This window comes from Nocardia sp. XZ_19_231, from assembly GCF_015355705.1.
Classification (GTDB): Bacteria; Actinomycetota; Actinomycetes; order Mycobacteriales; family Mycobacteriaceae; genus Nocardia; species Nocardia salmonicida.
In genome coordinates this window covers 735693-759533 of record NZ_JACUZI010000001.1, presented here as the reverse complement: position 1 = coordinate 759533, position 23841 = coordinate 735693, and the positions used below count along the sequence as shown (strand labels likewise).

The window sequence follows — 23841 nt, the reverse complement described above, 5'->3', positions numbered from 1 at the left end:
CCTCGGATGTCTCCCCGATAGCTCGTCCACCGGCGAGCGAGGCGCCGACCAGGAGGAACGATGGCGTCCCTGTCGATCGACCAACGCGATCGGTTGCACCCCAACGATGTCCGCGCGTACACCGTCGGCGTCGAGGAAGAGTTCGTGCTGATCGACCCGGCCACCGGATACCCTTCCCTGACCAGCACCACTGTGGCGGCAGCCGAGACCGGCGTCGAGGTGCAGCTGGAACTCTCGCAATGCCAGATCGAGACCTGCACCCCCGTCTGCGCGAGTATCGAGGAGGTACATCGCGAGGTTCGACGGGCCAGGGTCGCGATCATCGCCGCCGCGGCTCGGTCCGGTTCGCTTCCGCTGGCGGTGGGGGTGCCGATCTGGGGCCCGCCTACCGGTTCCATCACCGATACACCGAGATACCGGCGCATGGCCGAACACTTCGGGGCGCTGGCCGAGCAGGTGACCTGCGGTTGTCATGTCCATATCTGCGTCCCCGAGCGCGACCTCGCGGTGCAGGTCAGCAATCACCTGCGTCCATGGCTGCCCACGCTGCTGGCGTTGACAGCGAATTCGCCGATCGCCGAGGGCATCGATACCGGGCACGCCAGTTGGCGCCACATGGTGTGGGCACAGTGGCCCAGCGCGGGCCCACCACCGTATTTCCGGTCAGCAGCCCACTATGACGACATCGTCGCGGGCCTCGCCGAGGACGGACACGTTCTCGACCGCGCGATGGTCTATTGGGATGTGCGATTGTCCGCTCACCTGCCGACCATCGAGATCCGAATCAGCGACGTGCCCGCCACCATCGTGGAAACCGCCCTGTTGGCGAGTCTGGTGCGGGCCCTCGCCATCACCTCGGTCGCTGCCATCGACCGTGGGCACCTCGCCGTTCCGATCGCCCGCACGCGCCTGCGCTCAGCGTGCAACTACGCCGCCCGCGACGGACTCTCCAGCCCTCGATTTCGCACGGCCCTCAGCCAACTGCTCTGCCACGTCCGTTCCGCCCTGGCGGAATCCGGTGACTACGAATTCACCCGCGACGCGTTGGCGGCAGTACTCACCAGCGGCAACGGCGCCGTCCGGCAACGCGGCGCCCTGCTGGCCGGCGACCCGGCCGACGTCGTGGCTGTGCTCTCGCGCCTGACCGTCGAAGGGTGCGAAGACGACGGTTCCCAGCGGGCGATATGACCAGACAGGTGATTCCTGAGCGAGCAGGCGGTGGATGATGCGCAACGACAACGAATCTGTGCAGATCGATCAGGTGATAGAACGCCTGATCGCCCGTTTCCCCGCGGAATCACCGACGGAGATCGAGCTTCTGGTTCGCCGTATCCATGAGCGGTTCGCCGAGGCCCGTATCCGCGATTTCGTTCCGCTGCTCGTCGAAAAGGCCGCTCGGCAAGCTGTCGGTGTCTATCCGATCGAGGTCACCGGCGAGGACCCACGCAGCGCCCCGTCGATGGCTACGATCTAGTGGATTCGCCCACCCTGCTGAAGGGTCCCCATTGAGAGAAGGACGGCGCGCTATGGCCGCCACGCACACGGTGCACGCCGGTCCGGTGGCGACCGCCTACGCCCGCACACGAGTGCGCTGAGGCACCCGACCATGTCGTGGAAGGACCGCGTCACCGCCTTACCCGGGATCGCGACAGCCCGCGGATATCGCCGTGCGTGGCTGCGCGCCGATGTCACCGCGGGCCTCGTCCTGACCGCGTTGTTGATCCCCGCCGGTATGGGCTATGCCGAAGCAGCGGGACTTCCCGCGTACGCCGGGCTCTACGCGACCATCGTGCCGCTGCTGGCCTACGCGGTGGTCGGGCCGTCCAGAATCCTGGTGCTCGGCCCGGATTCCTCACTCGCCCCGCTGATCGCGGCCGCGGTGCTGCCACTGGCCGCCGTCGACGATCCCGACCGTGCGCTGGCCCTGGCGGGAGTCCTTGCCGTCCTCGTCGGGCTCATTCTGCTCGTCGGTGGATTCCTTCGTCTCGGGTTCGTCACCGAACTGCTGTCCAAGCCCATCCGGCTCGGCTACCTGAACGCGATCGCGCTCATCGTCGTCGTCGGGCAACTTCCCAAACTGCTCGGCTTCTCCGTCGATGCCACCGGCGTGATCGCCGAAATCGCCGAGATCGGGCAGGCTGTGGTCCACAGCGATATCGATCCCGTCGCGGCCGCTATCGGCCTCGGCACGCTCGCTGTCATCGTGGCCTTCCGCTGGTGGCTGCCCGCGATACCGGGGGTGTTGGTCGCGGTCGCCGGCGCCATCGTGATCTCGGCCGCCGCCGGACTCACCGACGACATCGGCATGGTCGGCGCCCTGCCCGAAGGCCTGCCGCTGCCTTCCATCGGCGGAATCGGCTGGGACGACATCGGGCACCTGATCGGACCCGCGGCGGGGATCGCGCTGATCGCGTTCGCCGACAGCGGCGTGCTGTCGCGGACCTTCGCTTCAAGGCACGGGGAAGATGTCAACGGCAGCACCGAGATGAAGGCGATCGGGGTCGCCAATGTGGCGGGTGGATTGTTCGGTGGATTTCCCGTCTCCGCGAGCGGGTCACGAACTCCGGTCGCCGAACAGAGCGGCGCCCGTACACAATTGGCGGGCGTCGTCGGCGCACTCGCCGTTCTGCTCTTCGTGCTGCTCGCCCCCGGACTCACCGCGTACCTGCCCGACGCCACACTCGGGGCGGTCGTGATCGTCGCGGCCACCGCGTTGATCGACATCCGCGGCATGGTCCGGATGTGGCACATGAGTTCGGTGGAATTCGCCCTCGCGACGGCCGCGTTCGTCGGGGTCGCGTTGGTCGGCGTGCTGCAGGGCATCATCGTCGCGATCGGGCTCTCCTTCGTCGCGGTGGTCGCCCGGGCCTGGCAGCCCTACCGCACCGAACTCGTCCGGACGACGGACCGTCCCGGCTACCACGACGTCGAGCGCCACCCCGACGGGCAGCGCATCGCGGGCCTGGTGCTGGTGCGGTTCGACGCACCCCTGTTCTTCGCCAACGGACAGATCTTCGACGAATATGTTCGCTCGGTCGTCGCCGATGCTCCGCCCCCGATCGATTGGGTCATCATCGCCGCCGAACCCATCACAGATCTCGACACGACGGCGGTAGACGAACTCGTCGATCTCGACAATTACCTCGCAGGCAAAGCAATTCAGTTGATATTCGCCGAGATGAAGGGACCGATCAAAGACAAACTGATCCGCTTCGGCGTCGGTGACCGGTTCGACAGGACGCACTTCTATCCCACCATCGAAGCCGCGGTCGACGCTTTCCACCATCGAACCGACCGTGGGGCAGACAGTTGATCCGCCGCCACCGCGACTGAATGATCCCGCGAATTCAGACCGGCGAAACGGGCTGGAAATCCACCAGTTCGTCCGCCCCGGCCCGCACTGTTACGGCACAGGATTCGGGCACCTCGTTCCACGCGCCGGGAAGGTCGCGCAGTGGTTCCGACACCACGAAGCGGGTCTGGTCGCCGAGTCGGTGCAAGACGTCCACCTCCGGATGCAGAGCCCGCAGGTCAGCGATCTTTGTCGAGAAGAACAGCGATCTGGACTGTCGTTCACTCGAGTACCGAAACACCCACAGGGAATTTCCATCGGTCGTCGCGACGGTCATCTGGACCGGATTCTCCACCCGGCGCATGCGACCGACATCTTCGACGAAGCCGACCGCGCGAGCGACGGCACCGAGGGGATCGTCGGTCAGGCCGAAGGTCAACGCCAGATAGAACAGAGTCTCCGAATCCGTCGATCCTTCGAGATCGGCGAACAATTCTGGATCGATCGCGGTGACCAGGTCGCGGCGGACCTCGTGGAACCCGCGCAGGGCTCCGTTGTGCATCCACAGCCATCGCCCGTGCCGGAACGGATGGCAGTTACTGCGCTGCACCGGTGTCCCGGTCGACGCGCGGATATGGGCGAGGAACATCGACGTACGGATCTGACCGGCGACCTCACGCAGATTTCGATCGTTCCACGCCGGTTCGGTGCTCTTGAATACCGCGGGCTCGTCGCCCTCCCCATACCAGCCGATCCCGAATCCGTCCCCGTTGGTCGTTGTCGCGCCGAGACGGGAATGCAAACTCTGGTCGATCAATGAGTGCCGCGGTTTGAACAACAGTTCTTCAGCGAGAATCGGCTCCCCTGAATAAGCCATCCATCTGCACATGCATCTATTCAAACAGACCCGACTGCCGATGGTAAGAGGCCGCGATATGAGACGCGCCCTTACGACGTGACCTGCCCGAGCATCACTCGCTTCAGATAGGCGTGTGCGACCAACGTGCAGTAGTGCTGCCCCTTGAACGCCTCCGGGATACCGGGGGTGTCGTAGGGGACGTACAAAGCCTTGGATGGGATATGCAGGACTCCGCCGGCATCGATGGTCGTGGCGGGGAATTCGGCGACCCAGTCCTGACCGGTGGCCGCGACGGTGTCCGGGTCGATGACGATGTCGCGAGACTTGTGCACCAACGCTTTTCGTTCGTCGTTGGTGAGATCCTTGGTGACCTCGCGCACCGTCCGCTCGTTGACCTCCGCGCAGGTGCCTTCCTCGCCCGTGACGCGGGCACCGTATTCGGCGGCGATGTGATCGGCCGATTTCCCCTTGCACCGCACCTGTTTCGGCTGGGTTTTCGCGGCGTCCTCATAGGTTGTGTACCGCGTGGTGGTGAGCGGGCGAAGCTGTGGCTTGGACGTGGCGAAGGAGGCCGCGTCCGGATAATCGACATTGTCGAGCGTTCCGCCCGCGTGTTCGAACTTGCGCGGGTGTAGATCCGCGGTCTGCGTCTGCGCGCGAATACACAGGTTGCCGTAGTCGGTCGGGTCCGCCGCCGCGGGCGCCGCCGAGAGCGGGCTCAGCGCCACGGCGGCCAGGGCGAGTGCGAGTGTGGAAACACGCCGAGTTGATACGAACACGCGATTCTCCATTCCTGGAACAAGCTTTCGTATAGGAAACACCGTTCCGATGAGAGAAACAAGAGCGCTCGCGATGTCGCGCCGCAGAAGTCAGTGCTCGCGCAGCAGCCTGCCCGCACCCTGCGCACGGTCGTCCAGGCCGTGTTCGCGCAGCGCATGCCACAGCGTGGCGGCGTTGATGGCGACAACGGGCTTGCCGAGTTCCCGCTCCAACTGGTCGGCGAGGGCGACGAAGGACAGGTTGGTGCCCACCTGGACGATTGCCTGCACATCCGGTCCGTCGAGGTCGGCGACGACCTCGCGTAGACGGTCAGCCTCGACGCGGGCAATGTCGGTCGCGGTCGCACAGCGCAGTCCGGTGATCGCGGCGACGTCGAATCCCGCCTCGGTGAAGAACCGGCCGACCTCTCGGTCCGCGATCGGCTGATACGGCGAGAACACCGCGATCCGACGGCAACCGAGTTCACCGAGGGCGGCCCGGCAGGCGCTCGCACCGGTCGTCACGGGTAATCCGGTGCGCTCGCGCAGGCGCTGTTCGAAGGCCTCGTTGCCCGCCACCCCACCCCAGAAGGTCTCGGCGGACATGCCCATCACCAGGCGATCGGGTTCGGCGGTCAGCACATCGCGCACCGCGGTATCGATGGAGGCGCGAATCTGACCGAGGAGGGCTCGGAAGTCCTCGTCGTTGCCCATCACCGGGTTCGGGATGTACATCGATCCCGAACGAAAGGTGATGCCGGGCAGCGCGGCCCGCCAATAGTCGTGTTCGACAACAGTGTTCGTGCTCGGCACGATCACACCGAAGACGGCTCGGGTGCCGACAGCGTTGGTCATCTGCTCATTCCTCGGGATGTCGGGTGGCGCGTCGGGTCGGTAACCCGCGCAAGTAGGTCGTCGACGGCGCGATGCGCCCGGTTCCGATCGGCCGTCCGGTCGAGCAGCAGCGCTTCGACGAGCAACGGCGAGACAATCGCCATGGCGGCCTCCTCGACGTCACAGTCGGCGTCTCCAGCGAGGGCGCGGACCGAACGATGGACCGGTGCGAGCAAGTCCATGACGTAACGCTGACGCAGCGGCACGCAGTCCGGATCGGTCGACGAGGCGGTGACGAGCGCGCGCAGGAAGGCGGCAACGGGTTTGTCGCGCAGGCGATCACACAGCAGATCGACTTCGGCGTGTAGATCGGCGGCCGGGTCGCCGGACGGTTGCGGACCCGGGTGCGGGGCGACGGCGATCAGGGCCGCGAGGAAGTCACGCGGCATCGGCCAGTGCCGGTAGATCGTGGTCCTGGCCACGCCCGTCACCGCGTGCAGGCGTTGCGGCGTCAACGCGGCGCCGCCCTCGGTGAGCAGCAGATCCAAGGCCGCGGAGAGCACGAGCTGTGCGGTCTCGGCGGCGGGACCGGCGGGGCGTCCTGGCTTACTCACAGGAATAAACGATACATCTTGTCTTGGTTATTCATAACCAGTACATTCTGTAGTGGAATTACCGCTCGCTTCAGGAGGACCCCATGCGTCCACATGTCGAGATCATCGACGAACGCGATCTGATCCAGCACCCCGCCGAGTTCCAGCACGCCACCGGCAGTGCCGAACAACGCAATCTCAGCTACGACGAGGAAGACGGCTCCGCCTCGCTCAAGGTCCGCTTCACCAGTGACTGGTCGCGGCCCGCCGGCGTACACCACGCCGCGACCGAGTGGTACGTGCTGTCCGGACAGGTCACCATCGGCGATACCGAACTCGGTCCCCACGGCTTCTGGATGGCGCCGACCGGGGTGTGGACACCGGCCGTCTCCGTGGCCGCGGGCACCGAGATCCTGCTCTTCCGCGAAGGCGGCGACTGGCACTTCGATATCGCCGACGCGGACCGCGATTTCGTCCGCGAAGACCAGAAACTGGTCGTCCTCGACACCGCCGCGATGCCGTGGATCGACGTCAAGGACGGCAGCCCGATGCGCTTCGACCTGGGCGGCACCCCCGTTCCCGGCCTCTACATCAAACTCCTGCAGCGCGACGTGACGACCGGCTTCTACACCCGTCTCATCAAGGCCAAGCCAGGATGGCGCGAGGAACCCCTCGCTCATCACCCGTGCAGCGAGGAGGCCTACTGCCTCGACGGTGGTTTCGACTACAACTTCGGAAAGATGTGGCCCGGAACCTATTTCTGGCGGCCGGCCCTGATTCGCCACGGCGACTTCACCGCCGACGCGGAACACGGGTGCACCTGGATCGTGCGCTCCGATGCCGATCTCGTCGACTGGTACACCGACAACGCCAAGATCGAAATATCCGGCGACCCGACGAACTGGGGACCGGACTTCGCGCACAGCCTCGCACCACGGCTGGTCGAGCCGGTCCGCTCCCGTTCCATCGGACAGTGGACCGACCCCACCTACCAGTGATACGACACCGCCGTCGCTCCCCGCGGCGCGGTCGGCGTCGGCGGCGATCAGCTGCCGTCCGGGCCACGCCGCAGGTAGCGGCCGTGCGCAGGCCCCACCAGTTGACCCTTCCGCACGATGTGGTTTCCGCGCAGGAACACATCGGTGACGCTCGCGGACATCTCGAAGCCTTCGAAAGGTGTGTATTCCTGCGCGGATTCGGAGTCCGCCGCCCGCACCGTCCATCGCGCGACCGGGTCGACGAGCACGACATCCGCGTCGTATCCCGCCTCCAGGTACCCCTTGCGGCTCAGCCCGTAACGACGGGCGGGATTGGCCGCGGTGAGTTCGGCGATGCGTTGCAGTGACAGGCCACGCTTGCGCCCCTCACCGACCAAGCCGGGAAGCAGATATTCGGCGCCACCGAAGCCGGATTTGGCGAGGAACACATCCTCGCGATCGGCGCCGAACTTCTGTTCGGCCCGGCAGCACGCGTGATCGCTGACCACCCAGTCGATCTCGCCCGCCAGCAGATGCCGCCACAGCGCCTCCACATCGGCGCGCTCACGCAACGGCGGATTCACTTTGCCGCCGATACTGTGAGCGGTGTCGACATCGGCGAGCAGGTGGCCGATGGTGACCTCGCGACGGAAGTTCACGTTCGGGAACGCCTCGGCCATCGTCAGCGCGGCCGCCACGGCCTTCTCCGACGACAAATGCAGCAGATTGATGTTCGCCAGGCCCGTCTCGTGTGCGAGATAGGAGGCCATCGTGATCGCCAGGCCTTCCGAATGCGCTGGGCGTGAGGCACTGTAGGCGCGCAGCCCGGTCTGCGTGCTGTCCTGTTCGACCAGCGCGGTGTAGGCGGCCATGATCTCGGCGGTCTCGCAGTGCAGCGACAGCGAGATGTGGTCGCCGTACTTCTCGCGGGCGCGCTGGATTCCACGCATCACGAATTCGAAGTGGGCCAGGTCGTAGCGTTCGGTCGGCGGGATCATCAGGAACTCGGCCTGGTCCGATGATCGGCCGTGCAGGCCGTGGCCGCCGTAGAACATGAAGATCTTGAACGAGGCGATGCCGAATTCTTCGACGAGATAGGGGATTTCGTCGATGTGCTCGGCGGTCATCGGCGCCAGGTGCAGGCCGTAGTCCACCTGGGATCGCCCGGCCATCCGGTCGAGGACCTCGGGGACGAAATCGCGATAGGAACCACCGCGGTTGAGGTAGTAGCGCCCGGTACGCATGTAGGTCAAGGAGGTGGTGACGCCGCCCTGGGCGCAGGCCCGGCTCTCGCTCTCGGTGTCGGCGGCGAGATCTCGGTAGATCCCCCAGTGCTGGTGGGCGTCGACGACGCCGGGGAATGCGAGCAGGCCGTTGGCATCGATCACCCGCGTCCGGTCGTCGACGGGCAGGTTCGGGCCGATCGCGTCGATCGTGCCCCCGGAGATCGCGATGTCGAGGGGTTCGGGACTCTCCGAAAATGGGCCGTGCGGACGTACTACGCGGGCATTGCGGATCAGCAGATCGGTCGCGGGCACAGCAACCCTCCAAGTTTCTCTGTGCGAAACAGTATTTCCACTTTGGCGATCATCGCAGTAGCATGCGCTGGTAGTCAATGTCGCGAGCTCCCTCACCGTTTCGGTACGGGAAACGCTCGCGGCGTGAAGGAGTGAGCAATGGTGCAGTCGCTAGCCGGAATCCGGGTGCTCGATGTGGCGACGCTGTTCGCCGGCCCACTGGCGGCCACCCTGCTCGCCGATTTCGGCGCCGACGTCGTCAAGATCGAGCATCCGAACGGTGATCCGGTGCGCAGCCACGGCGCCCAGCGCGACGGGGTCGGGCTGTGGTGGAAGATGCTCGGCCGCGGCAAGAAGTCGGTGACGCTGTACCTCGGTTCGCCGCAGGGCCAGGAGATCTTCCGGCGCATGGTCGCTGACGCGGATGTGGTGATCGAGAACTTCCGGCCCGGCACCCTGGAGCGATGGGGACTCGGCTACCCCGAACTGCGTGCCATCAACCCGCGCCTGGTGCTGGCACGGGTCACCGCATTCGGCCAGTTCGGGCCGTACGCGCGACGGCCCGGCTTCGGCACACTCGCCGAGGCGATGAGCGGTTTCGCGGCCGTGACCGGTGAACCGGATGGCCCGCCCACCCTGCCACCCTTCGGACTCGCGGACGGAATCGCCGCCCTGACAACCGCTTTCGCGATCATGACCGCACTTCGCGCCCGCGAGCACGACGGTCACGGCCAGCAGGTCGACCTCGCCATCATCGAACCGATCCTGACCCTGCTCGGCCCACAGATCATCGCCTACGACCAACTCGGCGAGCTACAACCTCGGATGGGCAATCGGTCATCGAACAATGCGCCGCGAAACACCTATCGCACCGCCGACGGGGGGTGGGTCGCGGTCTCCACCAGCGCGCAATCGGTCGCCGAGCGGGTGGTGCGGTTGGTCGGACGACCCGATTTCATCGACCGACCATGGTTCGCCTCCGGCAGCGAACGGGCCGAGCACGCCGATGAACTGGATGCGGCGGTCGGCGGCTGGATCGCACAGCACAGCACCCAGGAGGTGATGCACGCCTTCGAGAAGGCCGAGGCAGCGGTGGCGCCGATCTATACGGCCGCCGATGTGCTGGCGGACCCGCAGTTCCGGGCACTCGGATCGATCATCACGCTGCCCGATGACGAGCTCGGCCGGATACGCATGCAGAACATCCTGTTCAGACTGTCGGAGACGCCGGGCAAAATACGTTGGACCGGGCCGCCTTTGGGCGCGCACACCGACGAGGTACTCGGTCGCTACGGCGTCGACGCGAGCGAGATCGCCGAGCTTCGCGCTGCCGGGGTGATCCGATGACAACAACACAACGACCACAGGAGTCCGCCGTGCCCGAAGAAGCCGCCATCGATCCGTTGATCGCGGCCGTGCGAGGCGATCTCCGGTTGATCGAGTTGGGGCAGCCCTTCTTCACCGGCATGCCGTGCTCGCCGAATCATCCCGGCTTCCGAATGACGTTGGCCCGCAGACACGGTGACATGGTGCGTGCCGACGGCGGCTCGGCCGCCAACGAGATCATCGTGACCGGCGGACATGTCGGCACCCACATCGACGCGCTCAGCCACGTCAGCCAGGACGGCGCGCTGCACGGCGGAATCGACGCTCAGGAGGCCCAGCGCGGCGGCAAGTTCAGCGCGCACGGCGCCGAACATCTGCCCGGCATGCTGCGCCGCGGCGTTCTGCTCGACATCGCTCGGGTGCACGAGACCGACACCCTGCCCGGTGGCTACGAGATCACGGTGGACGATCTGGCAGCGGCGGCCCGGCAGGCGCGAGTCCAGGTGACGGCGGGCGACGTCGCGCTGATCCGAACAGGATGGTCGCGGCTGTTCGACGAACCCGGCGCCTACCTGGGCCAGGAAACCGGCGTCCCGGGGATCGGCGTCGACGCGGCCCGCTGGCTCGCCGATCACGAGGTGTCGGCGACCGGTTCCGATACCACTGCCTACGAGTGCATAGCGCCGGGGGCCGGACACAGCATCTTGCCGGTGCACCGGGTGCTGCTCGTCGAATCCGGTATCTACATCATGGAGCACCTCGCGCTGGAGGATCTCGCCGATGCCGGGATCAGCGAATTCGCGTTCCTGCTCGCCCCTTTGCGCATAGTGGGGGGCACCGGCTCCCCTATCCGCCCGCTCGCGGCGGTCAGCCGATGAACGACACCACCATCGTGGCGCAGGTTGCCGCCTTCGCCGCATCGGCGCGCGAGCGTGGCGTCGGGAACGAGCTGCGCGCGAACGCGGCGCGGCGAGTGCTCGACGTACTGGGCAACAGCATCGCCGCGCTCGAGACGGCACCGGCACACGCCGTGCGCACGGTGATCACGGAATGGGGCGGCGCACCTCGGGCCACGGCACTCGGCCTGCCGGGTCGCTGGCCTGATGCGAGTGCCGCGCTACTCGGCGGGACACTCGCGCATGCCATGGATTTCGATGACACTCATCTGCCGTCGGTCCTGCATCCCTCGGCGACGGTGGTGCCTGCCGCCCTCGCGGTCGCCGAATCCCGCAATGCCGATGGTGCCGCGCTGCTGGATGCCATCGCCGTCGGGGTGGAAATCGCGGTCCGCGTCGGCATGGCGGGCTACGACGAAGCGCTGGGCAATTCGGTCTTCTTCGAACGTGGCCTGCACGCGACCGCCATCTGCGGCGCTCTCGGTGGCGCCGCGGCCGCCGCGATGCTGTCCGGCGCCGATGCCGACGGCATCGCCCACGCGATCGGCATCGCGGCGAGTATGGGCTCGGGTCTACTGGAAGCCAACCGCACCGGCGGCACAGTGAAGCGGGTGCACTGCGGGTGGGCCGCACACTCCGCGGTCACCGCCGCTGCCCTCGCGCGGGCCGGGCTGACCGGGCCGCCGACGGTCTTCGAGGGACGATTCGGCCTGCTGCAGGCGTTCTGCGGCGAGCAGAGCAACCCGGCCGCGATCCTCGACGGTCTCGGTACGCACTGGGAGCTGCCCGGCGTGTTCTTCAAGCCCTACCCCTGCAACCATTTCACCCACGCGGGCATCGACGCGGCACTACGGCTCCGCGCCGATGGCATCACCGCCGACGATATCGAGCGCCTCGAACTCGGTGTACCGACCGCGGTATCGCGCACCATCGGCGAACCACACGCCGACAAGATCCGCCCGGAATCGGGCTACCACGCCGCTTTCTCCGGCCCGTACACCGTGGCGGCCGCACTACTCGGTGGTGGCGGCCTCGGCCTGTTCCACCAAGACTTCACCGATGCGGCTGCCGCGGACCCCGACCGGCTCGCCCTCGCGGCTCGGGTCACCTGTGTCGCGGATCCGCGCTGCGACGCGATCTTCCCTCAGCAGTTCCCCGCTGTTCTCACGGCCTGGTTGCGCGACGGGCGCGTCCGTACCGAGCGCGTCGAGGTGAACCGGGGTGGCCCCGGTAATCCGCTGTCCGCAGACGAACTCGCCACCAAGTTCCGACTCAACACCGAACGCACGTTCTCGGGCGATCAGGCCGACGAAATCAGCAAGGCGGTCGCCGATCTGGCGAGTCAGCCCGATCTGAACGCTCTGATGGCACTGCTGCGCGAGGCGCGGTAGCGGCACCCCGCGCGAGACTGTGCGGGGAGCGACAACAACGGTTACCCGTCGACCGGTGCGGTTCGGGCCGGTTCCGGGAACAGACCGGCCCGGCCGAGGAGAGCGGGCACCGGCTGCCCGAGCAATTCGCCCAGCCACGAACCGGTTTCGATGACCCGCTCGAGCTGGACGCCGGTCTCGATGCCCATCCGGTCCAGTGTGTACAGCAGGTCCTCGGTGGCGATATTGCCCGTCGCGGCGGGAGCGAAGGGACAGCCGCCGATGCCACCGGTGCTGGTATCCAGAATGCGGACGCCGGCGTTCAGTGCCGCAACGGCATTGGCGTAGCCGGTGTTTCGGGTGTTGTGGAAATGGAACCGCAGGTCCGCATCCGGGGCGATCTTCGCCGCGCCGGTCGCCAGCGCGCTGACTTGATCCGGGATGCCGACGCCGATCGTGTCGGCGAGCGCGATCTCCTCGGGTTGCGCCTGCGCGACTCGGCGCACGAGTTCCAGCACCGCCGATTCGGCGACGTTTCCCTCGAAGGGACAGCCGAACGCCGCGGCGATCGTCACCGTGCGGCGCACCCCCGCCTCTTTCGCCCGTGCCGCCAACCTCACCCACTGCTCGATCCCCTGCTCGGTCGAGCATCCCTGGTTACGTCGGCTGAACGAATCCGTGGCGACGACCACCACATTGATCTCGTCGACGCCCGCCGCCAGTGCGCGATCCAAGCCGCGGTCGTTGAATATCAGCCCGGCGTAGGACACGCCGTCGATTCGCGGCACTCCCGCCATGACGGCCTCCGCATCCGCCATCTGCGGCACCCGCTTCGGGTGGACGAAGCTGACCGCCTCGATCCGGCGCAGCCCCGCGTCGACGCTGCGTCGGATGAGCCGAATCTTGTCCTCGACCGTGATGACGACCGGCTCGTTCTGCAGGCCGTCCCTCGGCGCGACCTCGACCAACGTGACGTTCACAGATCCTCCAGATTGCTGTCGGCACAACGCTCCCGTCGCGGGGAAGCCGAGCCGTCTTGCCGGGCTGTTCCGCTACGGGATACATTGTATCCAATCTGGCGGTTCGCGATATGTCCACCGCGACATCGACGCAGGCATCACGGAATGGAGACGACCACATGGCAGTCGAGGCGACAACACCGACGGGTCCGCTTGCCGACCTGCGGGTAGTGGAGATGGGTCAGCTGCTCGCCGGACCGTTCGCCGGCCAGCTGCTCGGCGATCTCGGCGCCGAGGTGATCAAGCTGGAATCCCCCGGCACCGGCGATCCGATGCGGCAGTGGGGCCGGGAGCAGTCGGCGGGCAAGTCGCTGTGGTGGCCGGTGGTGGCCCGGAACAAGAAGTCGGTGACCTGCAACCTTCGCGATCCCGGCGGGCAGCAGCTGGCACGGCGGCTGATCGAGCGCGCCGATATCGTGATCGAGAACTTCCGGCCCGGCACCATGGAACGCTGGGGCCTCGGATTCGACCGGCTACGCGAGCACAATCCCGGGCTGATCATGGTGCGTGTCACCGGATACGGCCAGTCCGGGCCGTACTCGCCGCGCGCCGGATACGGCTCCATCGGGGAGGCCATGGGCGGAATTCGCTATGTGACCGGCGATCCCGACCATGCCCCGGCCCGAGCAGGCATCTCGCTAGGCGACTCGCTCGCCGCGGTCTTCGCCACCATCGGCACCCTCGCGGCGGTGCACCACCGCGCGAATACCGGGCGCGGCCAGATGGTGGACTCGGCCATCTACGAGGCGGTGCTCGCGATGATGGAGTCACTGCTCCCCGAATTCGCGGTCACCGGGTATCAGCGTGAGCGCACCGGGTCGGTGCTGCCTAATGTCGCACCCAGCAATATCTACCCCACCCTCGGTGGCGAGATGATCCTGGTTGCCGCGAACCAGGACACCGTCTTCGCCCGCCTCGTCAAGGCCATGGGCCGCTCCGAACTCGCGACCGACGAACGCTATTCGACACACAATGCCCGCGGCGCCCGGATGACCGAATTGGACGACCTGATCGCCGCGTGGACCGCGACCTTCGAGACCGATGCGCTGCTCGAGCAGTTGCACGCGGCGGGCGTACCGGCGGGCCGGATCTTCACCGCGCGAGATATGTTCACCGACCCGCACTTCGCCGCGCGCGAGGCCATCGTGCGACTCGCGCATCCGGAGTTCGGCGAACTGCCGATGCAGAACGTCTTCCCGAAACTGAGCGAGACCCCGGGATCGGTGCGCCACCCCGGCCCGGAGCTCGGCGAACACAACCAGGACGTCTACGGCGGTCTGCTCGGTCTCGACGAGAAGGCCATCGGTCGACTCGCCGCCGACGGCGTCATCTGAGAAGGAGGCCGCCATGACCGATCGTGCGGGCGAATACCGTCGCTCCGGCTACAGCTCGCGCCTCGGCGCGGGCAACTCCCCCGCTGTGCTGGTGGTCGACATCTGCGCTGCCTACGTCACCGACGGCTCACCGCTGCGCGCACCGGTGGAGGACGCGGTGCGCGCCGCCGCCGCCGTGGTCGCGCAGGCCCGACAATCCGGCCTGCCGGTGATCTTCACCCGGGTACGTTTCGAGCCGAATGGTCCCGACGGCGGGCTGTTCCGTCGCAAGGTGCCCGTGCTTCGGGTCTTCGAGCAGGGCAATCCGCTCGGCGACTTTCTCGACGACCCGGCACCGGCCCCCGGTGACGTGGTCATCACCAAGCAGTACCCGAGCGCTTTCCACGCAACTCCGCTGGCGGCGACGCTGGCCGCCCAGCGCATCGACACCCTCGTCATCGTCGGTCTCACCACCAGCGGTTGCGTGCGCGCCTCCGCGACCGATGCGATGCAGCACGGTTTCCGACCACTGGTCGTCGCCGACGCCTGCGGTGATCGTGACGCCGCCCTGCACGAGGCCAACCTCACCGACCTCGACATCAAGTACGCCGATGTCCTCGGTCTCGAGGAAGCCCTCGCGGTACTGCGCTGAACCGAAGCCCTCGGATCAGCCACGCGGCTGCCGGTTTCGCCGCCCTACTCGGCGACGAAACCGGCAGCATCACACTGTGTTTCAGCGCAATTCGATGGTCACCGCAGGGTCGGATCCTGCGGCGGCGCGACGGATGCTTTCGCGCGCCTCGGCATCACCGAGTTGGGCACGGAACCACAGGGCGGTCCACTGCGCGGCGGCGTACACCGACTGATCACGAGGCATGGTCGCCTCGTGCAGGTCGGGTACGGCGCCGGGTGGGTTGTTCTGATCGACGAGGCCGAAATGGTTCGCCCCGACAAGTCCGACGAAGGCCGCGGCCGGTGCGCCGGTCAGTCGGGTGAAGGTGTCGTAGGCCTCGACGGGTTCGGAGACACCGTCGAGCGTGCCGTTGATCAGCATCGTCGGAATGTCGTTCACCATCACCGGATCCACGCTGCCGCCGATCGTGGTGTTGGTGCCGTGGCCGACGATCGCGCGCAGTTCGCGCGGATGCCGATAGGACAACCCGAAGCAGAACGGCAGCTGGCATCGGTTCGCGGCAGCGTAGAGGGCTGTCGCACCACCGAAGGAATGCCCTGTAGCCACCAGGGTTTCCGGATCGATGATGGTTCGCACCGGTGAGGACGGGTCGCCCGGCTGAGCGTGCGCCCACGCCGCGATATCGGTGAGCGAGTGTTCACTGGCCAGGCTGCGGTCGACGAACGGCAGTGGGTAGTGCTCGGGAATCGCCACCACGAAGCCGTATCCGGCGAGTTCGGTGGCGAACCGACCGTAGTACTCGCGTTTGACGTCAGCGCCGGGCAGCACCGCTGCCACCGGTAGTGCGCGATCGGCGCCCAGTGGATACCAGACCGTGGTCGCGTCACCGGCGATGCGGGTCTCGAAGTGTGCGACGCCGATCTCGGCGGATGCGGGTGCCGGTGTCGTCACAGTCACCGGGAGCAGACAGAAGACGGTCAGGAAGAAGGCACGCATGGAGCCCCCCCGTTTCGGTTGCAGAAACAGCGTTTCGGTATGAAACTATGGCGGAACGGTACTTGGAAACACTGTTTCCCGAAAGTCGAGGACGAGGATTCCCATGGGCCAACATCCGCACGGTTGGTGGATCGTGCTGCACCTGACACTGTTCGTGTTCTGGCTCGGCGGCGATCTCGGCGTGTTCTATTCCAGCCGGTCTGTGATCGATCCGGCGCTCAGCCCGCCCGCCCGCGCCACGGCGCTGACGATCATGAGCGGCTTGGATCTGGCGCCGAAGATCTGCCTTGTCCTGTTCCTACCCAGCGGAATCACGCTGATGGCACTGGAGCCACACGGTGCGAGCCTGTTCGGCATCGCCCTGTTTCCCTGGTGGTCGGTCGTGCTGGTGTGGATCTTCGCCGCGGGCTGGTTGGCGCTGGCGGTGCAGGCACACCGCACGCACGGGAAGGTCGCCTCGGTCCGTCGTGCCGACCTCACCATCCGGGTCGCGGTGATCGCGGCGATGGGCGGAGCAGGCGGCTACGCCCTGCTGGCGAGCGAGCCGTTCGGCGTGACGACCAACCCGCGCTGGCTCGGCGCGAAAATTCTGCTGTACACCCTGGCGATCGCCGCGGGGCTCGGTATCCGAATGACGTTGCGCCCCTTCGGCGCGGCCTTCGGCACCCTGATGACCGAAGGGTCGAGCGAGGCCGTCGAGCGCACCTTGCGGCGCAGCGTCGACGGCTGCCTGCCCTATGTGTGGCTGATCTGGGGCAGCGTGCTCGCGGCGGCGGCACTCGGCGTCGTCAAGCCCGGTGCCCAGCTGTGAGGCATGGCTACAGCGTGTAGCCCAATTGGGCCGATATCGCCCCGGCCGCCTTCAGCAGCATCGGAACACAGTCGGCCATGCGCGGCTGGAAGCGCGAGAGCGGACCACACACACTGATCGCGGCCACCACCCCACCGTCGTGGTCGAGGATCGGCGCGGCGATGGAGGCCGCCCCGATCTGACGCTCCCCCATCGAGATCGCATGACCACGCTTCTTCGTGGCGTTCAGTTCCGTGCGCAACTTGCGGGCCGTGGTGATCGTCGCGTCGGTGAACGCGGTCAACTCGTGCCTGCTCAGATATTCGTCGATCTCCTCCTTGCGCAGGAACGCCAGGATCACCTTGGAGGAGCTGCCCGCGTACAGCGGGTACGGCACACCGAGCACGACCTCCATCCGCAATTCCTGATCCGGCACCACCTGATCCACGTACAACCTGGTGTCGCCGCGGCGAATCGACAGGGTGGCGGTCTCGCCGGTCACCGACGCCAGCCTGCGCAGCTCCGGCGCGGCCATCACCCGAAGATCGGTGCGCGCCAAGTACGCCCGGCCGAGCGCGATGGCGGCATGCCCGAGTGCGTAACGCCGCGTGGCCGGTTCGAGAGCGATGAGGTCGCGATTGCGCAGCGCGGTGAGAATGCGGTGCACCGCGGCTTTGGTGATACCGAGTTCGGTGGCGATCTCGGTGACGCCGAGGTCGGGCCGGCCGCTACGGCCGAACAGCAGCAGCACATCCATGGCGCGCTCGACCGCGGCGATCGACCGGCTCTGGTTGTCGGATTCGATTTCGGGCACAACGACAGTCTAAGTGGTCGATTTCCCGATGGGAAACACCATCCCCATCGTGATTCCGCTTGCGCCGAGTCGGCATCGAGCGTTACCGTGAGTGGAACAATGTTTCCACTATCGAAACGGATGTCCAGGTGGAGCCGAACATTCTCCGCGCGGTCCTCGCCCAATGGGCCAGCGGCGTCGTGGTCGTCACCACCGTCCGGTCCGACGGCGCCCGACACGGCATGACGGCCAGTTCGTTCACCAGCGTGTCCCTCGACCCGCCGCTCATCTCGATCTGCCTCGTTTCCACGAGCACGACCTGCCGAATGATCCGCGAGAGCGGTGTTTTCGCGGTCAACGTCCTCGGGCACGATCACGAGGCCATCGGCAGACGCTTCGCGTCCATCGCCGGGTCTGCACCAGCGGATCGCTTCACCACCGGGCATTGGGACACCGCGCGCACGGGCGCTGCGGTATTGACCGACGCCGTCGCGTGGCTCGACTGCGCAGTCGCCGACTGCCACACCGCGGGCGACCACACCATCGTCATCGGGTCCGTGCAGGACGCCGCGACGCCCCGGTCCGCCGCGCCACTCATCTACCACGACCGCAACTACCACGAGGGGATCATCCGATGATCGGTGCACGACTCGTCGAGGACATGACCGACGCCGAACGCGCACGCGCACAACGGGTCGACGACGTGTTGCCCGCCCTGCGCGCGGCCGCCGAGGAAGCGGATCGGCTCGGTACTTTCCCGCCCGGCCACGTCGAACTGTTACGCGCGGCCGGACTTCTCGGGTTGGTGGTACCGGAGAAGTTCGGCGGACTCGGCGGCACCCTGCGTGATCTGGCCGCGGCCACCTTCGCGATGGGCACCGCCTGTCCTTCCACGGCGCTGGCATTCTTCTTCCACAACACGAGCGCCTCACGCGGCCTGCTACCGCTGGAGGCCATCGACGCCGGACTGTTCGCCGACGACGAGATCCCCGTCGTGCGGGCATTCGCCGAGAAAGTCCTCACTCGCATGGCCGAAGGCAAGTGGCTCGCGAACTTCGCCTCCGAAGCGATCAAGACCGCCGCCGCGAATATCACCATCGCCACCACCGCCCGCAAGGTCGAGGGCGGCTGGATCCTGCAGGGCGAGAAATCATTCGGTTGCGCGACCGGAGTGGCCGACTACTACCTGACCTCGGCCAAGCTCGAGGGATACGACACCGCCGAGGGGCTGGCGACCTTCTTCGTACCCCGCGACGCGCCGGGGGTGAGTGTGCGGGCGCCCTGGGACGGGCTCGGTATGCGGGCCACCGCCAACAACGGCATTCGACTCGACGAGGTCTTCATCCCCGAGGACGAAGCCTTGGCAGTGCCCGGCGCGTTCGCGAAGATGCTCACCATGAGCAGAGGCAGTTTCGTCGGCAACCAGCTCGCCATCGCGGCGGCCTACACCGGCTGCGCGCAGAATGTCTACGACGAGATGCTCGCGGCGACGACCACGAAGACTTTCGCCGATACCGGCGAACCGATCGCCTCCTCCCCGGTGCACCAGGTCCTCATCGGTGAGATGACACGAAACTTGCAGACCGCCTACCTCTGGTTGCGCTATCAGCTGACCGTGGAAACCGCAGAGCCGCCGTTCAAACCGAAGTCGGAGGTGTTCACCCAGTGGCGTCTCGGCAAGGGCGCGGTGACCGAAGCCTGCTTCCAGGTCGCGCTCGGCGCGTTCAAGGCGGGCGGCACCTCGGCGGCGGGGATGAGCGGGGTGGCCGGGCGCGCACTGCGCGATCTGGCCATGGGATTGGTGATGACCTTCCCGGCCGAGCGCGGCATGCTCGAGGTGGCCCGCATCGTGACCGACGCCAAGGCGAACGAATTGTTCGCCACCGCACCGACGAAGGCGGACCGATGACAGCCGAACTCCCCGAAATCGCCGACCTGATCGATGGGGAATGGGGCACCCCGTCCGTGGATCTCGGTGTCGCACTGGAAGATCCGGCCACGGGGAAACCCATCGCCAGGGCGGTCGCGACGGCGACCGAGCGCGTCGAACGGGCCATCGCGGTCGCCGACACGGCGGCGGGACAGATCACCCCCGACATGCTCGACGCGATCGCCACCGATCTGGACAAGCGGCTGCCCTTGATCGCGGAACTGGATACGCGTGCGACCGGCGTCCCGATCGCCCAAACCTCGCTGCTCGGAGCGATCGTCTCGGGGTCGTTTCGGCTCGCGGCCGAGCAGCTGCGCACCGGAGCACTGCGCCAGGACCGAGATGGGGTCGAGGTGCATCGGCTGCCACTCGGCCCTGCCCTGTGTCTGGTGCCGTGGAACGCGCCTGCGCCCATGGCAGCCCATAAAGTCGCCAACGCGCTCGCCGCCGGGTGCCCGGTGATCCTCAAGGTCAGCGAACTGGCGCCCTACAGCTCGATGGCACTGGCGGAGGCGATCGCCGAACACGTGCCCTTCGGCATGTTCCAGCTGGTGCAGGGCGGTGCGCAGGTGGGTGCCCAACTCGTCGCCGCGCTCGAGATCAAGGCGGTCTCGTTCACCGGCGGTCTCGGCGGCGGGCGTTCGGTCGCCACCGCGTCCGCCGGGATGTTTCGCCCGTGCCAGCTCGAGCTCGGCGGCAACAATCCGCTCGTCGTGCTGCCCGACGCCGATCTCCCCACCGCCGCGCGGATGGCCGCCGAACTGCTGACCACCCTGAACGGCCAATGGTGCCGGGCGCTCGGCAGATTGATCCTGCCCGCCGACCGGGCCGAGGAATTGGTCGACACGATCGGTCGACACCTCGCCGCACTTCGGGTCGGTGACCCCCTGGATCCGTTGACCGAGTTCGGACCGCTCCTGCATTCGAAACATGTTCAGACCGTGCGTCGATCGTTCGTCGATCGCGAAGCCCGGACCTTCGGCGCGGTGCCGGAAGTCGGAAACTTCCTCGCCCCCGCACTACTCGACGGCGATCTGCCGGATGAGGTCTTCGGACCGGTGGCCGGTGTCCTCACCTATCACCGGGTCGAGGAGGCGGTAGCGCTGGCCAATGCCGTGCCCTACGGCCTGGAGGGCTACGTCTGCGGTGCGGACGAACAACACGCGCTCGGGATCGCTCGACAGATCCGCGCCGGTGAGGTGAAGGTGAACGGCTCGTCCATCATGAGCCTGCACCTGATGACACCGCGTCCCGCGTGGGGTCTGTCCGGACTCGGCGAGGAGGGTACGGCGGAGACGCTGCGCTTCTTCACCGGCGCTCGCGTCGTCGGCGTCGAAGGTCGCTTCGCCCTGCACACCTCATGAGCAAGCCCACCGTTGTCGTCGTCGGCGCCGGGCCGGTCGGGCTCACCGCCGCACTGACGCTGGCCCGCCGGGGTTTCCCGGTCACCGTGCTCGAGCAGGGCGACGAACTGGCCACCGAGTCGCGGGCCTCCACCTTCCATCCACCGACCCTCGAGATGCTGCGAGACCTCGGTGTCCTCGATGCGTTGTTGCGCGAGGGCATCATCGCCTCGACCTTCCAGTACCGGGAACGCGGCGGCGGCGAGATCGCCACCCTGGATCTCGACGTGCTGGCCGAGGACACCCCCTTTCCGTTCCGCGTGCAGTGTGAACAGAGCAAACTCACGCCGATTCTGCTCGATGCCCTCGGCGCTGCCGCCGATGTCCGGTTCGGCCACCGGGTGGACGGGTTGCTCAGCACCGCCGATTCGGTGGTGCTGCGTACCGCGAAGGGGCCGGTGCGCGCGGAGTGGGTCATCGGCGCCGACGGTGCGCATTCCGGTGTCCGGCGCGGCCTCGGCGTCGAATTCGGCGGCAGCACCTACCCGGAACGCTTCCTGGTCGCCTCGGTCGACGAGGACCTGGCCGCCGCGCTACCGGGTATCGCGCCGATCAACTATGTCTTCGACCCGGACGAGTGGCTGGTGCTGCTGCGCACCCCCCAGCACTGGCGGGTGCTCTTGCCGACTCCGGTCGACACCGATGACGAGGACGAATTGCGTCGGCTGCCGGAGCGGCTGGCGGCGGTCGTCGACCTCGGCAGACCGTGGCGGCTGGCCCATGCCTCGCTCTACCGGGTGCATCAGCGGGTCACCGACCGATTCCGGTACGGCAAGGTCCTGCTGATGGGCGACGCGGCCCATGTCAACAACCCGCTCGGCGGGATGGGCATGAACAGCGGAATCCACGATGCGGTCCAGCTGGCGTCCGCACTGTGCGATGTCATCGAGGGCGGCCCGGATGCCCAGCTCGACGAGGTGGCGGCGCACCGTCGAAACGTTGCCGTCGACCATGTTCAGCGCATCAGTCACAACAACTGGAACCGGATGCGCGAACGCAACGCCGGCTACCTCGCGCACCTGCGCGAACTGGCCGCCGATCCGGTCGCCGCGCGCGCCTATCTACGGCGGGCCTGCCTGCTCGACTCGCTGGAGATCCGGCCGTGAGAATCGATCGCGAGAATCCGGCCCACCCGCGCGAGATCGTCGGCACCGTGACCTCGACCGCACCGGACGCGGTCGAAGCCGTGGTACGCGCGGCACATTCCACGTTTCGCGCATGGTCGCGATGTCCGCCCGAGACCCGGTTCGCCGCGCTCGGCACGGCCGCGGACGCACTCGATGACCGCGGTGCCGAGCTGGCAATACTGCTGGCGCGCGAGACCGGTAAACCCGTCACCGATTGCCGGGGCGAAATCGGCTTCGCCGCGCACTATCTGCGCTGGGTGCGCGACCATGCGGCCGAGGTCTTGCGGACGCGCACAACCGACGACGCGCACGGCCGAATCACTCTGTCCGCGAGACCGTTCGGAGTAATCGCCGCCATCACCCCCTGGAACGCCCCGATCATTCTCTCGATGCTCAAGCTGGGTCCCGCACTCGCCGCGGGCAATGCGGTCGTGCTCAAACCATCGCCACTGGCACCGCTCACCGTCACCGCCGCGGCCGAACTACTGCCCGCCACGACAGTGATCCATGGCGGCCCGGATACCGTGCACGCGCTGATCGCGCACCCGCTGGTGCGCAAGGTCGCTTTCACCGGTGGCGAGGATGCCGGGCGCGCGATCGCCGCCGCCGCCGGACGCGCGATCAAGCCGGTGACGCTGGAGCTCGGCGGTAACGACCCGGCAGTGTTCCTGGACGACTTCGCCCTGTCCTCAGCGGATTTCGAACGCCTGGTCCTCGCCTCCTTCGCCACGGCAGGCCAGGTGTGCATGGCCGCCAAACGGCTTTATGTGCCGCAGACTCGGCTAACCGAGTTCGTCGAGTCCTATATCGCTGCCGCACAGCGCATCCTGACCGTCGGTGATCCGCTGGACGACGATGTCACCATGGGTCCGGTAGCCACCATGGCGGCCGCCGAACGCGTACGCGGACTCGTCACCGATGCCAGGAATCGGGGCGCCGACATCGTCACGCTCGCCACCGCGCCGACCTCGGAGGGCTATTTCCTCGACCCGATCCTCGCGCTCGGGGTCCCCGACGATGCCGACCTCGTCCGCCTCGAGCAGTTCGGCCCGGCCGTACCGCTGCTCACCTATCGCGAGGAAGCCGAAGTCTTGGCCAGGGCAAACGATTCCGACCTCGGCCTGGCCGCCTCGGTCTGGTCGGCCGACGAAGATCGCGCCTGCGCGTTCGCCGCTCGCATCGAGGCGGGCTTCACCTTCATCAACACCCACAACCGCACCGGCATGTCCCTGCGGGCCCCGTTCGGCGGTATCAAGAACAGCGGCTTCGGCCGCGAGTACGCCGAAGAGGGCCTGCGCGAGTACGTCCAAACAACCGTCACGCACGCTCCGGGCGCCTTCCGCGCCGGCGGCACCGGACTACCCGCGAGGGCCTATCCGACCACGGCGCGCCCGTAGCGAAACATCCCGGAGGG

Annotated in this window: 23 protein-coding genes; 15 read left to right on the top strand and 8 right to left on the bottom strand. The window is 67.2% G+C overall.

The window, feature by feature from the left end:
- The first annotated feature begins 60 nt into the window (after nt 1-60).
- The 3 genes from IBJ82_RS03320 to IBJ82_RS03310 all read left to right on the top strand — a co-directional run bounded on the left by IBJ82_RS03320 (nt 61) and on the right by IBJ82_RS03310 (nt 3313).
- Nucleotides 61-1188, top strand: coding sequence for a glutamate--cysteine ligase (locus IBJ82_RS03320; protein WP_194824443.1), 1128 nt, complete (start codon nt 61-63; stop codon nt 1186-1188).
- Nucleotides 1189-1222: 34 nt separating this feature from the next.
- A complete protein-coding gene (locus tag IBJ82_RS03315) occupies nt 1223-1474 on the top strand; it encodes a three-helix bundle dimerization domain-containing protein (protein WP_370585122.1) in 252 nt (83 codons plus the stop codon).
- 132 nt (nt 1475-1606) lie between these two features.
- Nucleotides 1607-3313 (top strand): SulP family inorganic anion transporter, encoded by a 1707-nt coding sequence (locus IBJ82_RS03310; protein ID WP_194824442.1) that lies wholly within the window; start codon nt 1607-1609, stop codon nt 3311-3313.
- Nucleotides 3314-3347: 34 nt separating this feature from the next.
- On the opposite strand, the gene IBJ82_RS03305 is transcribed toward IBJ82_RS03310, so the two are convergent.
- The 4 genes from IBJ82_RS03305 to IBJ82_RS03290 all read right to left on the bottom strand — a co-directional run bounded on the left by IBJ82_RS03305 (nt 3348) and on the right by IBJ82_RS03290 (nt 6357).
- Nucleotides 3348-4169 carry a class II glutamine amidotransferase gene (locus IBJ82_RS03305; RefSeq protein ID WP_194824441.1) on the bottom strand — a complete coding sequence of 274 codons (822 nt, stop codon included), beginning with the start codon at nt 4167-4169 and terminating at the stop codon, nt 3348-3350.
- Nucleotides 4170-4240: 71 nt separating this feature from the next.
- Complete coding sequence (locus tag IBJ82_RS03300; protein ID WP_194824440.1) at nt 4241-4930, bottom strand: hypothetical protein; 690 nt, start codon at nt 4928-4930, stop codon at nt 4241-4243.
- Nucleotides 4931-5020: 90 nt separating this feature from the next.
- Nucleotides 5021-5764: an arylmalonate decarboxylase gene (locus IBJ82_RS03295; RefSeq protein WP_194824439.1), complete on the bottom strand. Its 744-nt coding sequence runs from the start codon at nt 5762-5764 to the stop codon at nt 5021-5023.
- Nucleotides 5761-6357, bottom strand: coding sequence for a TetR/AcrR family transcriptional regulator (locus IBJ82_RS03290; RefSeq protein ID WP_194824438.1), 597 nt, complete (start codon nt 6355-6357; stop codon nt 5761-5763). Before IBJ82_RS03290 ends, IBJ82_RS03295 begins: the two co-directional genes overlap by 4 nt.
- An 83-nt stretch (nt 6358-6440) precedes the next feature.
- On the opposite strand from IBJ82_RS03290, the gene IBJ82_RS03285 reads away from it, so the two are divergent.
- Nucleotides 6441-7334 carry a DUF4437 domain-containing protein gene (locus IBJ82_RS03285; RefSeq protein WP_194824437.1) on the top strand — a complete coding sequence of 298 codons (894 nt, stop codon included), beginning with the start codon at nt 6441-6443 and terminating at the stop codon, nt 7332-7334.
- 47 nt (nt 7335-7381) lie between these two features.
- Here IBJ82_RS03285 and IBJ82_RS03280 read toward each other — a convergent pair whose 3' ends face one another.
- The gene (locus IBJ82_RS03280; RefSeq protein ID WP_194824436.1) at nt 7382-8851 is read right to left on the bottom strand and encodes a dihydroorotase family protein; all 1470 of its coding nucleotides are present in this window, start codon (nt 8849-8851) and stop codon (nt 7382-7384) included.
- Nucleotides 8852-8989: 138 nt separating this feature from the next.
- Here IBJ82_RS03280 and IBJ82_RS03275 point away from each other — a divergent pair, with 138 nt between their 5' ends.
- Genes IBJ82_RS03275 through IBJ82_RS03265 form a run of 3 tightly spaced genes read left to right on the top strand, consistent with a single transcriptional unit; the run spans nt 8990 to nt 12443 of the window.
- Nucleotides 8990-10177: a CaiB/BaiF CoA-transferase family protein gene (locus tag IBJ82_RS03275; protein WP_194824435.1), complete on the top strand. Its 1188-nt coding sequence runs from the start codon at nt 8990-8992 to the stop codon at nt 10175-10177.
- Nucleotides 10174-11034 (top strand): cyclase family protein, encoded by an 861-nt coding sequence (locus IBJ82_RS03270; RefSeq protein ID WP_194824434.1) that lies wholly within the window; start codon nt 10174-10176, stop codon nt 11032-11034. Before IBJ82_RS03275 ends, IBJ82_RS03270 begins: the two co-directional genes overlap by 4 nt.
- Nucleotides 11031-12443 carry an MmgE/PrpD family protein gene (locus IBJ82_RS03265; RefSeq protein WP_194824433.1) on the top strand — a complete coding sequence of 471 codons (1413 nt, stop codon included), beginning with the start codon at nt 11031-11033 and terminating at the stop codon, nt 12441-12443. Before IBJ82_RS03270 ends, IBJ82_RS03265 begins: the two co-directional genes overlap by 4 nt.
- A gap of 41 nt (nt 12444-12484) precedes the next feature.
- Here the strand turns inward: IBJ82_RS03265 and IBJ82_RS03260 are convergent, their stop codons facing one another.
- Nucleotides 12485-13402, bottom strand: a complete 918-nt coding sequence (locus IBJ82_RS03260; protein ID WP_194824432.1) for a hydroxymethylglutaryl-CoA lyase — start codon at nt 13400-13402, stop codon at nt 12485-12487.
- 158 nt (nt 13403-13560) lie between these two features.
- Here IBJ82_RS03260 and IBJ82_RS03255 point away from each other — a divergent pair, with 158 nt between their 5' ends.
- Together IBJ82_RS03255 and IBJ82_RS03250 are read left to right on the top strand one after the other, a co-directional pair.
- On the top strand, nt 13561-14775 hold the full coding sequence (locus IBJ82_RS03255; protein ID WP_194824431.1) for a CaiB/BaiF CoA-transferase family protein: 1215 nt from the start codon (nt 13561-13563) through the stop codon (nt 14773-14775).
- A 13-nt stretch (nt 14776-14788) separates the two neighbouring features.
- Nucleotides 14789-15406, top strand: coding sequence for an isochorismatase family protein (locus tag IBJ82_RS03250; RefSeq protein ID WP_194824430.1), 618 nt, complete (start codon nt 14789-14791; stop codon nt 15404-15406).
- Nucleotides 15407-15487: 81 nt separating this feature from the next.
- On the opposite strand, the gene IBJ82_RS03245 is transcribed toward IBJ82_RS03250, so the two are convergent.
- Nucleotides 15488-16384 (bottom strand): hypothetical protein, encoded by an 897-nt coding sequence (locus IBJ82_RS03245; protein WP_194824429.1) that lies wholly within the window; start codon nt 16382-16384, stop codon nt 15488-15490.
- Between the two features lie 103 nt (nt 16385-16487).
- Between IBJ82_RS03245 and IBJ82_RS03240 the strand changes: the two genes are divergently transcribed.
- The gene (locus tag IBJ82_RS03240; protein WP_194824428.1) at nt 16488-17195 is read left to right on the top strand and encodes a hypothetical protein; all 708 of its coding nucleotides are present in this window, start codon (nt 16488-16490) and stop codon (nt 17193-17195) included.
- A gap of 7 nt (nt 17196-17202) precedes the next feature.
- On the opposite strand, the gene IBJ82_RS35265 is transcribed toward IBJ82_RS03240, so the two are convergent.
- Entirely contained in the window at nt 17203-17988 is a 786-nt protein-coding gene (locus tag IBJ82_RS35265) for an IclR family transcriptional regulator (protein WP_370585121.1), read from the bottom strand.
- A 128-nt stretch (nt 17989-18116) separates the two neighbouring features.
- Here IBJ82_RS35265 and IBJ82_RS03230 point away from each other — a divergent pair, with 128 nt between their 5' ends.
- Genes IBJ82_RS03230 through IBJ82_RS03210 form a run of 5 tightly spaced genes read left to right on the top strand, consistent with a single transcriptional unit; the run spans nt 18117 to nt 23824 of the window.
- On the top strand, nt 18117-18605 hold the full coding sequence (locus tag IBJ82_RS03230) for a flavin reductase family protein (RefSeq protein WP_194824427.1): 489 nt from the start codon (nt 18117-18119) through the stop codon (nt 18603-18605).
- Nucleotides 18602-19876 (top strand): acyl-CoA dehydrogenase family protein, encoded by a 1275-nt coding sequence (locus IBJ82_RS03225; RefSeq protein ID WP_228536408.1) that lies wholly within the window; start codon nt 18602-18604, stop codon nt 19874-19876. Before IBJ82_RS03230 ends, IBJ82_RS03225 begins: the two co-directional genes overlap by 4 nt.
- Nucleotides 19873-21261, top strand: a complete 1389-nt coding sequence (locus tag IBJ82_RS03220) for an aldehyde dehydrogenase (RefSeq protein ID WP_194824426.1) — start codon at nt 19873-19875, stop codon at nt 21259-21261. The genes IBJ82_RS03225 and IBJ82_RS03220 overlap by 4 nt, the downstream gene beginning before the upstream one ends.
- Nucleotides 21258-22406, top strand: coding sequence for an NAD(P)/FAD-dependent oxidoreductase (locus tag IBJ82_RS03215; protein WP_194824425.1), 1149 nt, complete (start codon nt 21258-21260; stop codon nt 22404-22406). The genes IBJ82_RS03220 and IBJ82_RS03215 overlap by 4 nt, the downstream gene beginning before the upstream one ends.
- Nucleotides 22403-23824, top strand: a complete 1422-nt coding sequence (locus IBJ82_RS03210; RefSeq protein WP_194824424.1) for an aldehyde dehydrogenase family protein — start codon at nt 22403-22405, stop codon at nt 23822-23824. Before IBJ82_RS03215 ends, IBJ82_RS03210 begins: the two co-directional genes overlap by 4 nt.
- The last annotated feature ends 17 nt before the right edge of the window (nt 23825-23841 follow it).

What these genes read in the sequence shown, in the direction of transcription:
- IBJ82_RS03320 (WP_194824443.1), top strand. Translation starts at nt 61, where the DNA reads ATGGCGTCCCTGTCGATCGACCAACGCGATCGGTTGCACCCCAACGAT.
- IBJ82_RS03315 (WP_370585122.1), top strand. Translation starts at nt 1,223, where the DNA reads ATGATGCGCAACGACAACGAATCTGTGCAGATCGATCAGGTGATAGAA.
- IBJ82_RS03310 (WP_194824442.1), top strand. Translation starts at nt 1,607, where the DNA reads ATGTCGTGGAAGGACCGCGTCACCGCCTTACCCGGGATCGCGACAGCC.
- IBJ82_RS03305 (WP_194824441.1), bottom strand. Translation starts at nt 4,169, where the DNA reads ATGGCTTATTCAGGGGAGCCGATTCTCGCTGAAGAACTGTTGTTCAAA.
- IBJ82_RS03295 (WP_194824439.1), bottom strand. Translation starts at nt 5,764, where the DNA reads ATGACCAACGCTGTCGGCACCCGAGCCGTCTTCGGTGTGATCGTGCCG.
- IBJ82_RS03285 (WP_194824437.1), top strand. Translation starts at nt 6,441, where the DNA reads ATGCGTCCACATGTCGAGATCATCGACGAACGCGATCTGATCCAGCAC.
- IBJ82_RS03275 (WP_194824435.1), top strand. Translation starts at nt 8,990, where the DNA reads ATGGTGCAGTCGCTAGCCGGAATCCGGGTGCTCGATGTGGCGACGCTG.
- IBJ82_RS03270 (WP_194824434.1), top strand. Translation starts at nt 10,174, where the DNA reads ATGACAACAACACAACGACCACAGGAGTCCGCCGTGCCCGAAGAAGCC.
- IBJ82_RS03265 (WP_194824433.1), top strand. Translation starts at nt 11,031, where the DNA reads ATGAACGACACCACCATCGTGGCGCAGGTTGCCGCCTTCGCCGCATCG.
- IBJ82_RS03255 (WP_194824431.1), top strand. Translation starts at nt 13,561, where the DNA reads ATGGCAGTCGAGGCGACAACACCGACGGGTCCGCTTGCCGACCTGCGG.
- IBJ82_RS03250 (WP_194824430.1), top strand. Translation starts at nt 14,789, where the DNA reads ATGACCGATCGTGCGGGCGAATACCGTCGCTCCGGCTACAGCTCGCGC.
- IBJ82_RS03245 (WP_194824429.1), bottom strand. Translation starts at nt 16,384, where the DNA reads ATGCGTGCCTTCTTCCTGACCGTCTTCTGTCTGCTCCCGGTGACTGTG.
- IBJ82_RS03240 (WP_194824428.1), top strand. Translation starts at nt 16,488, where the DNA reads ATGGGCCAACATCCGCACGGTTGGTGGATCGTGCTGCACCTGACACTG.
- IBJ82_RS03225 (WP_228536408.1), top strand. Translation starts at nt 18,602, where the DNA reads ATGATCGGTGCACGACTCGTCGAGGACATGACCGACGCCGAACGCGCA.
- IBJ82_RS03220 (WP_194824426.1), top strand. Translation starts at nt 19,873, where the DNA reads ATGACAGCCGAACTCCCCGAAATCGCCGACCTGATCGATGGGGAATGG.
- IBJ82_RS03215 (WP_194824425.1), top strand. Translation starts at nt 21,258, where the DNA reads ATGAGCAAGCCCACCGTTGTCGTCGTCGGCGCCGGGCCGGTCGGGCTC.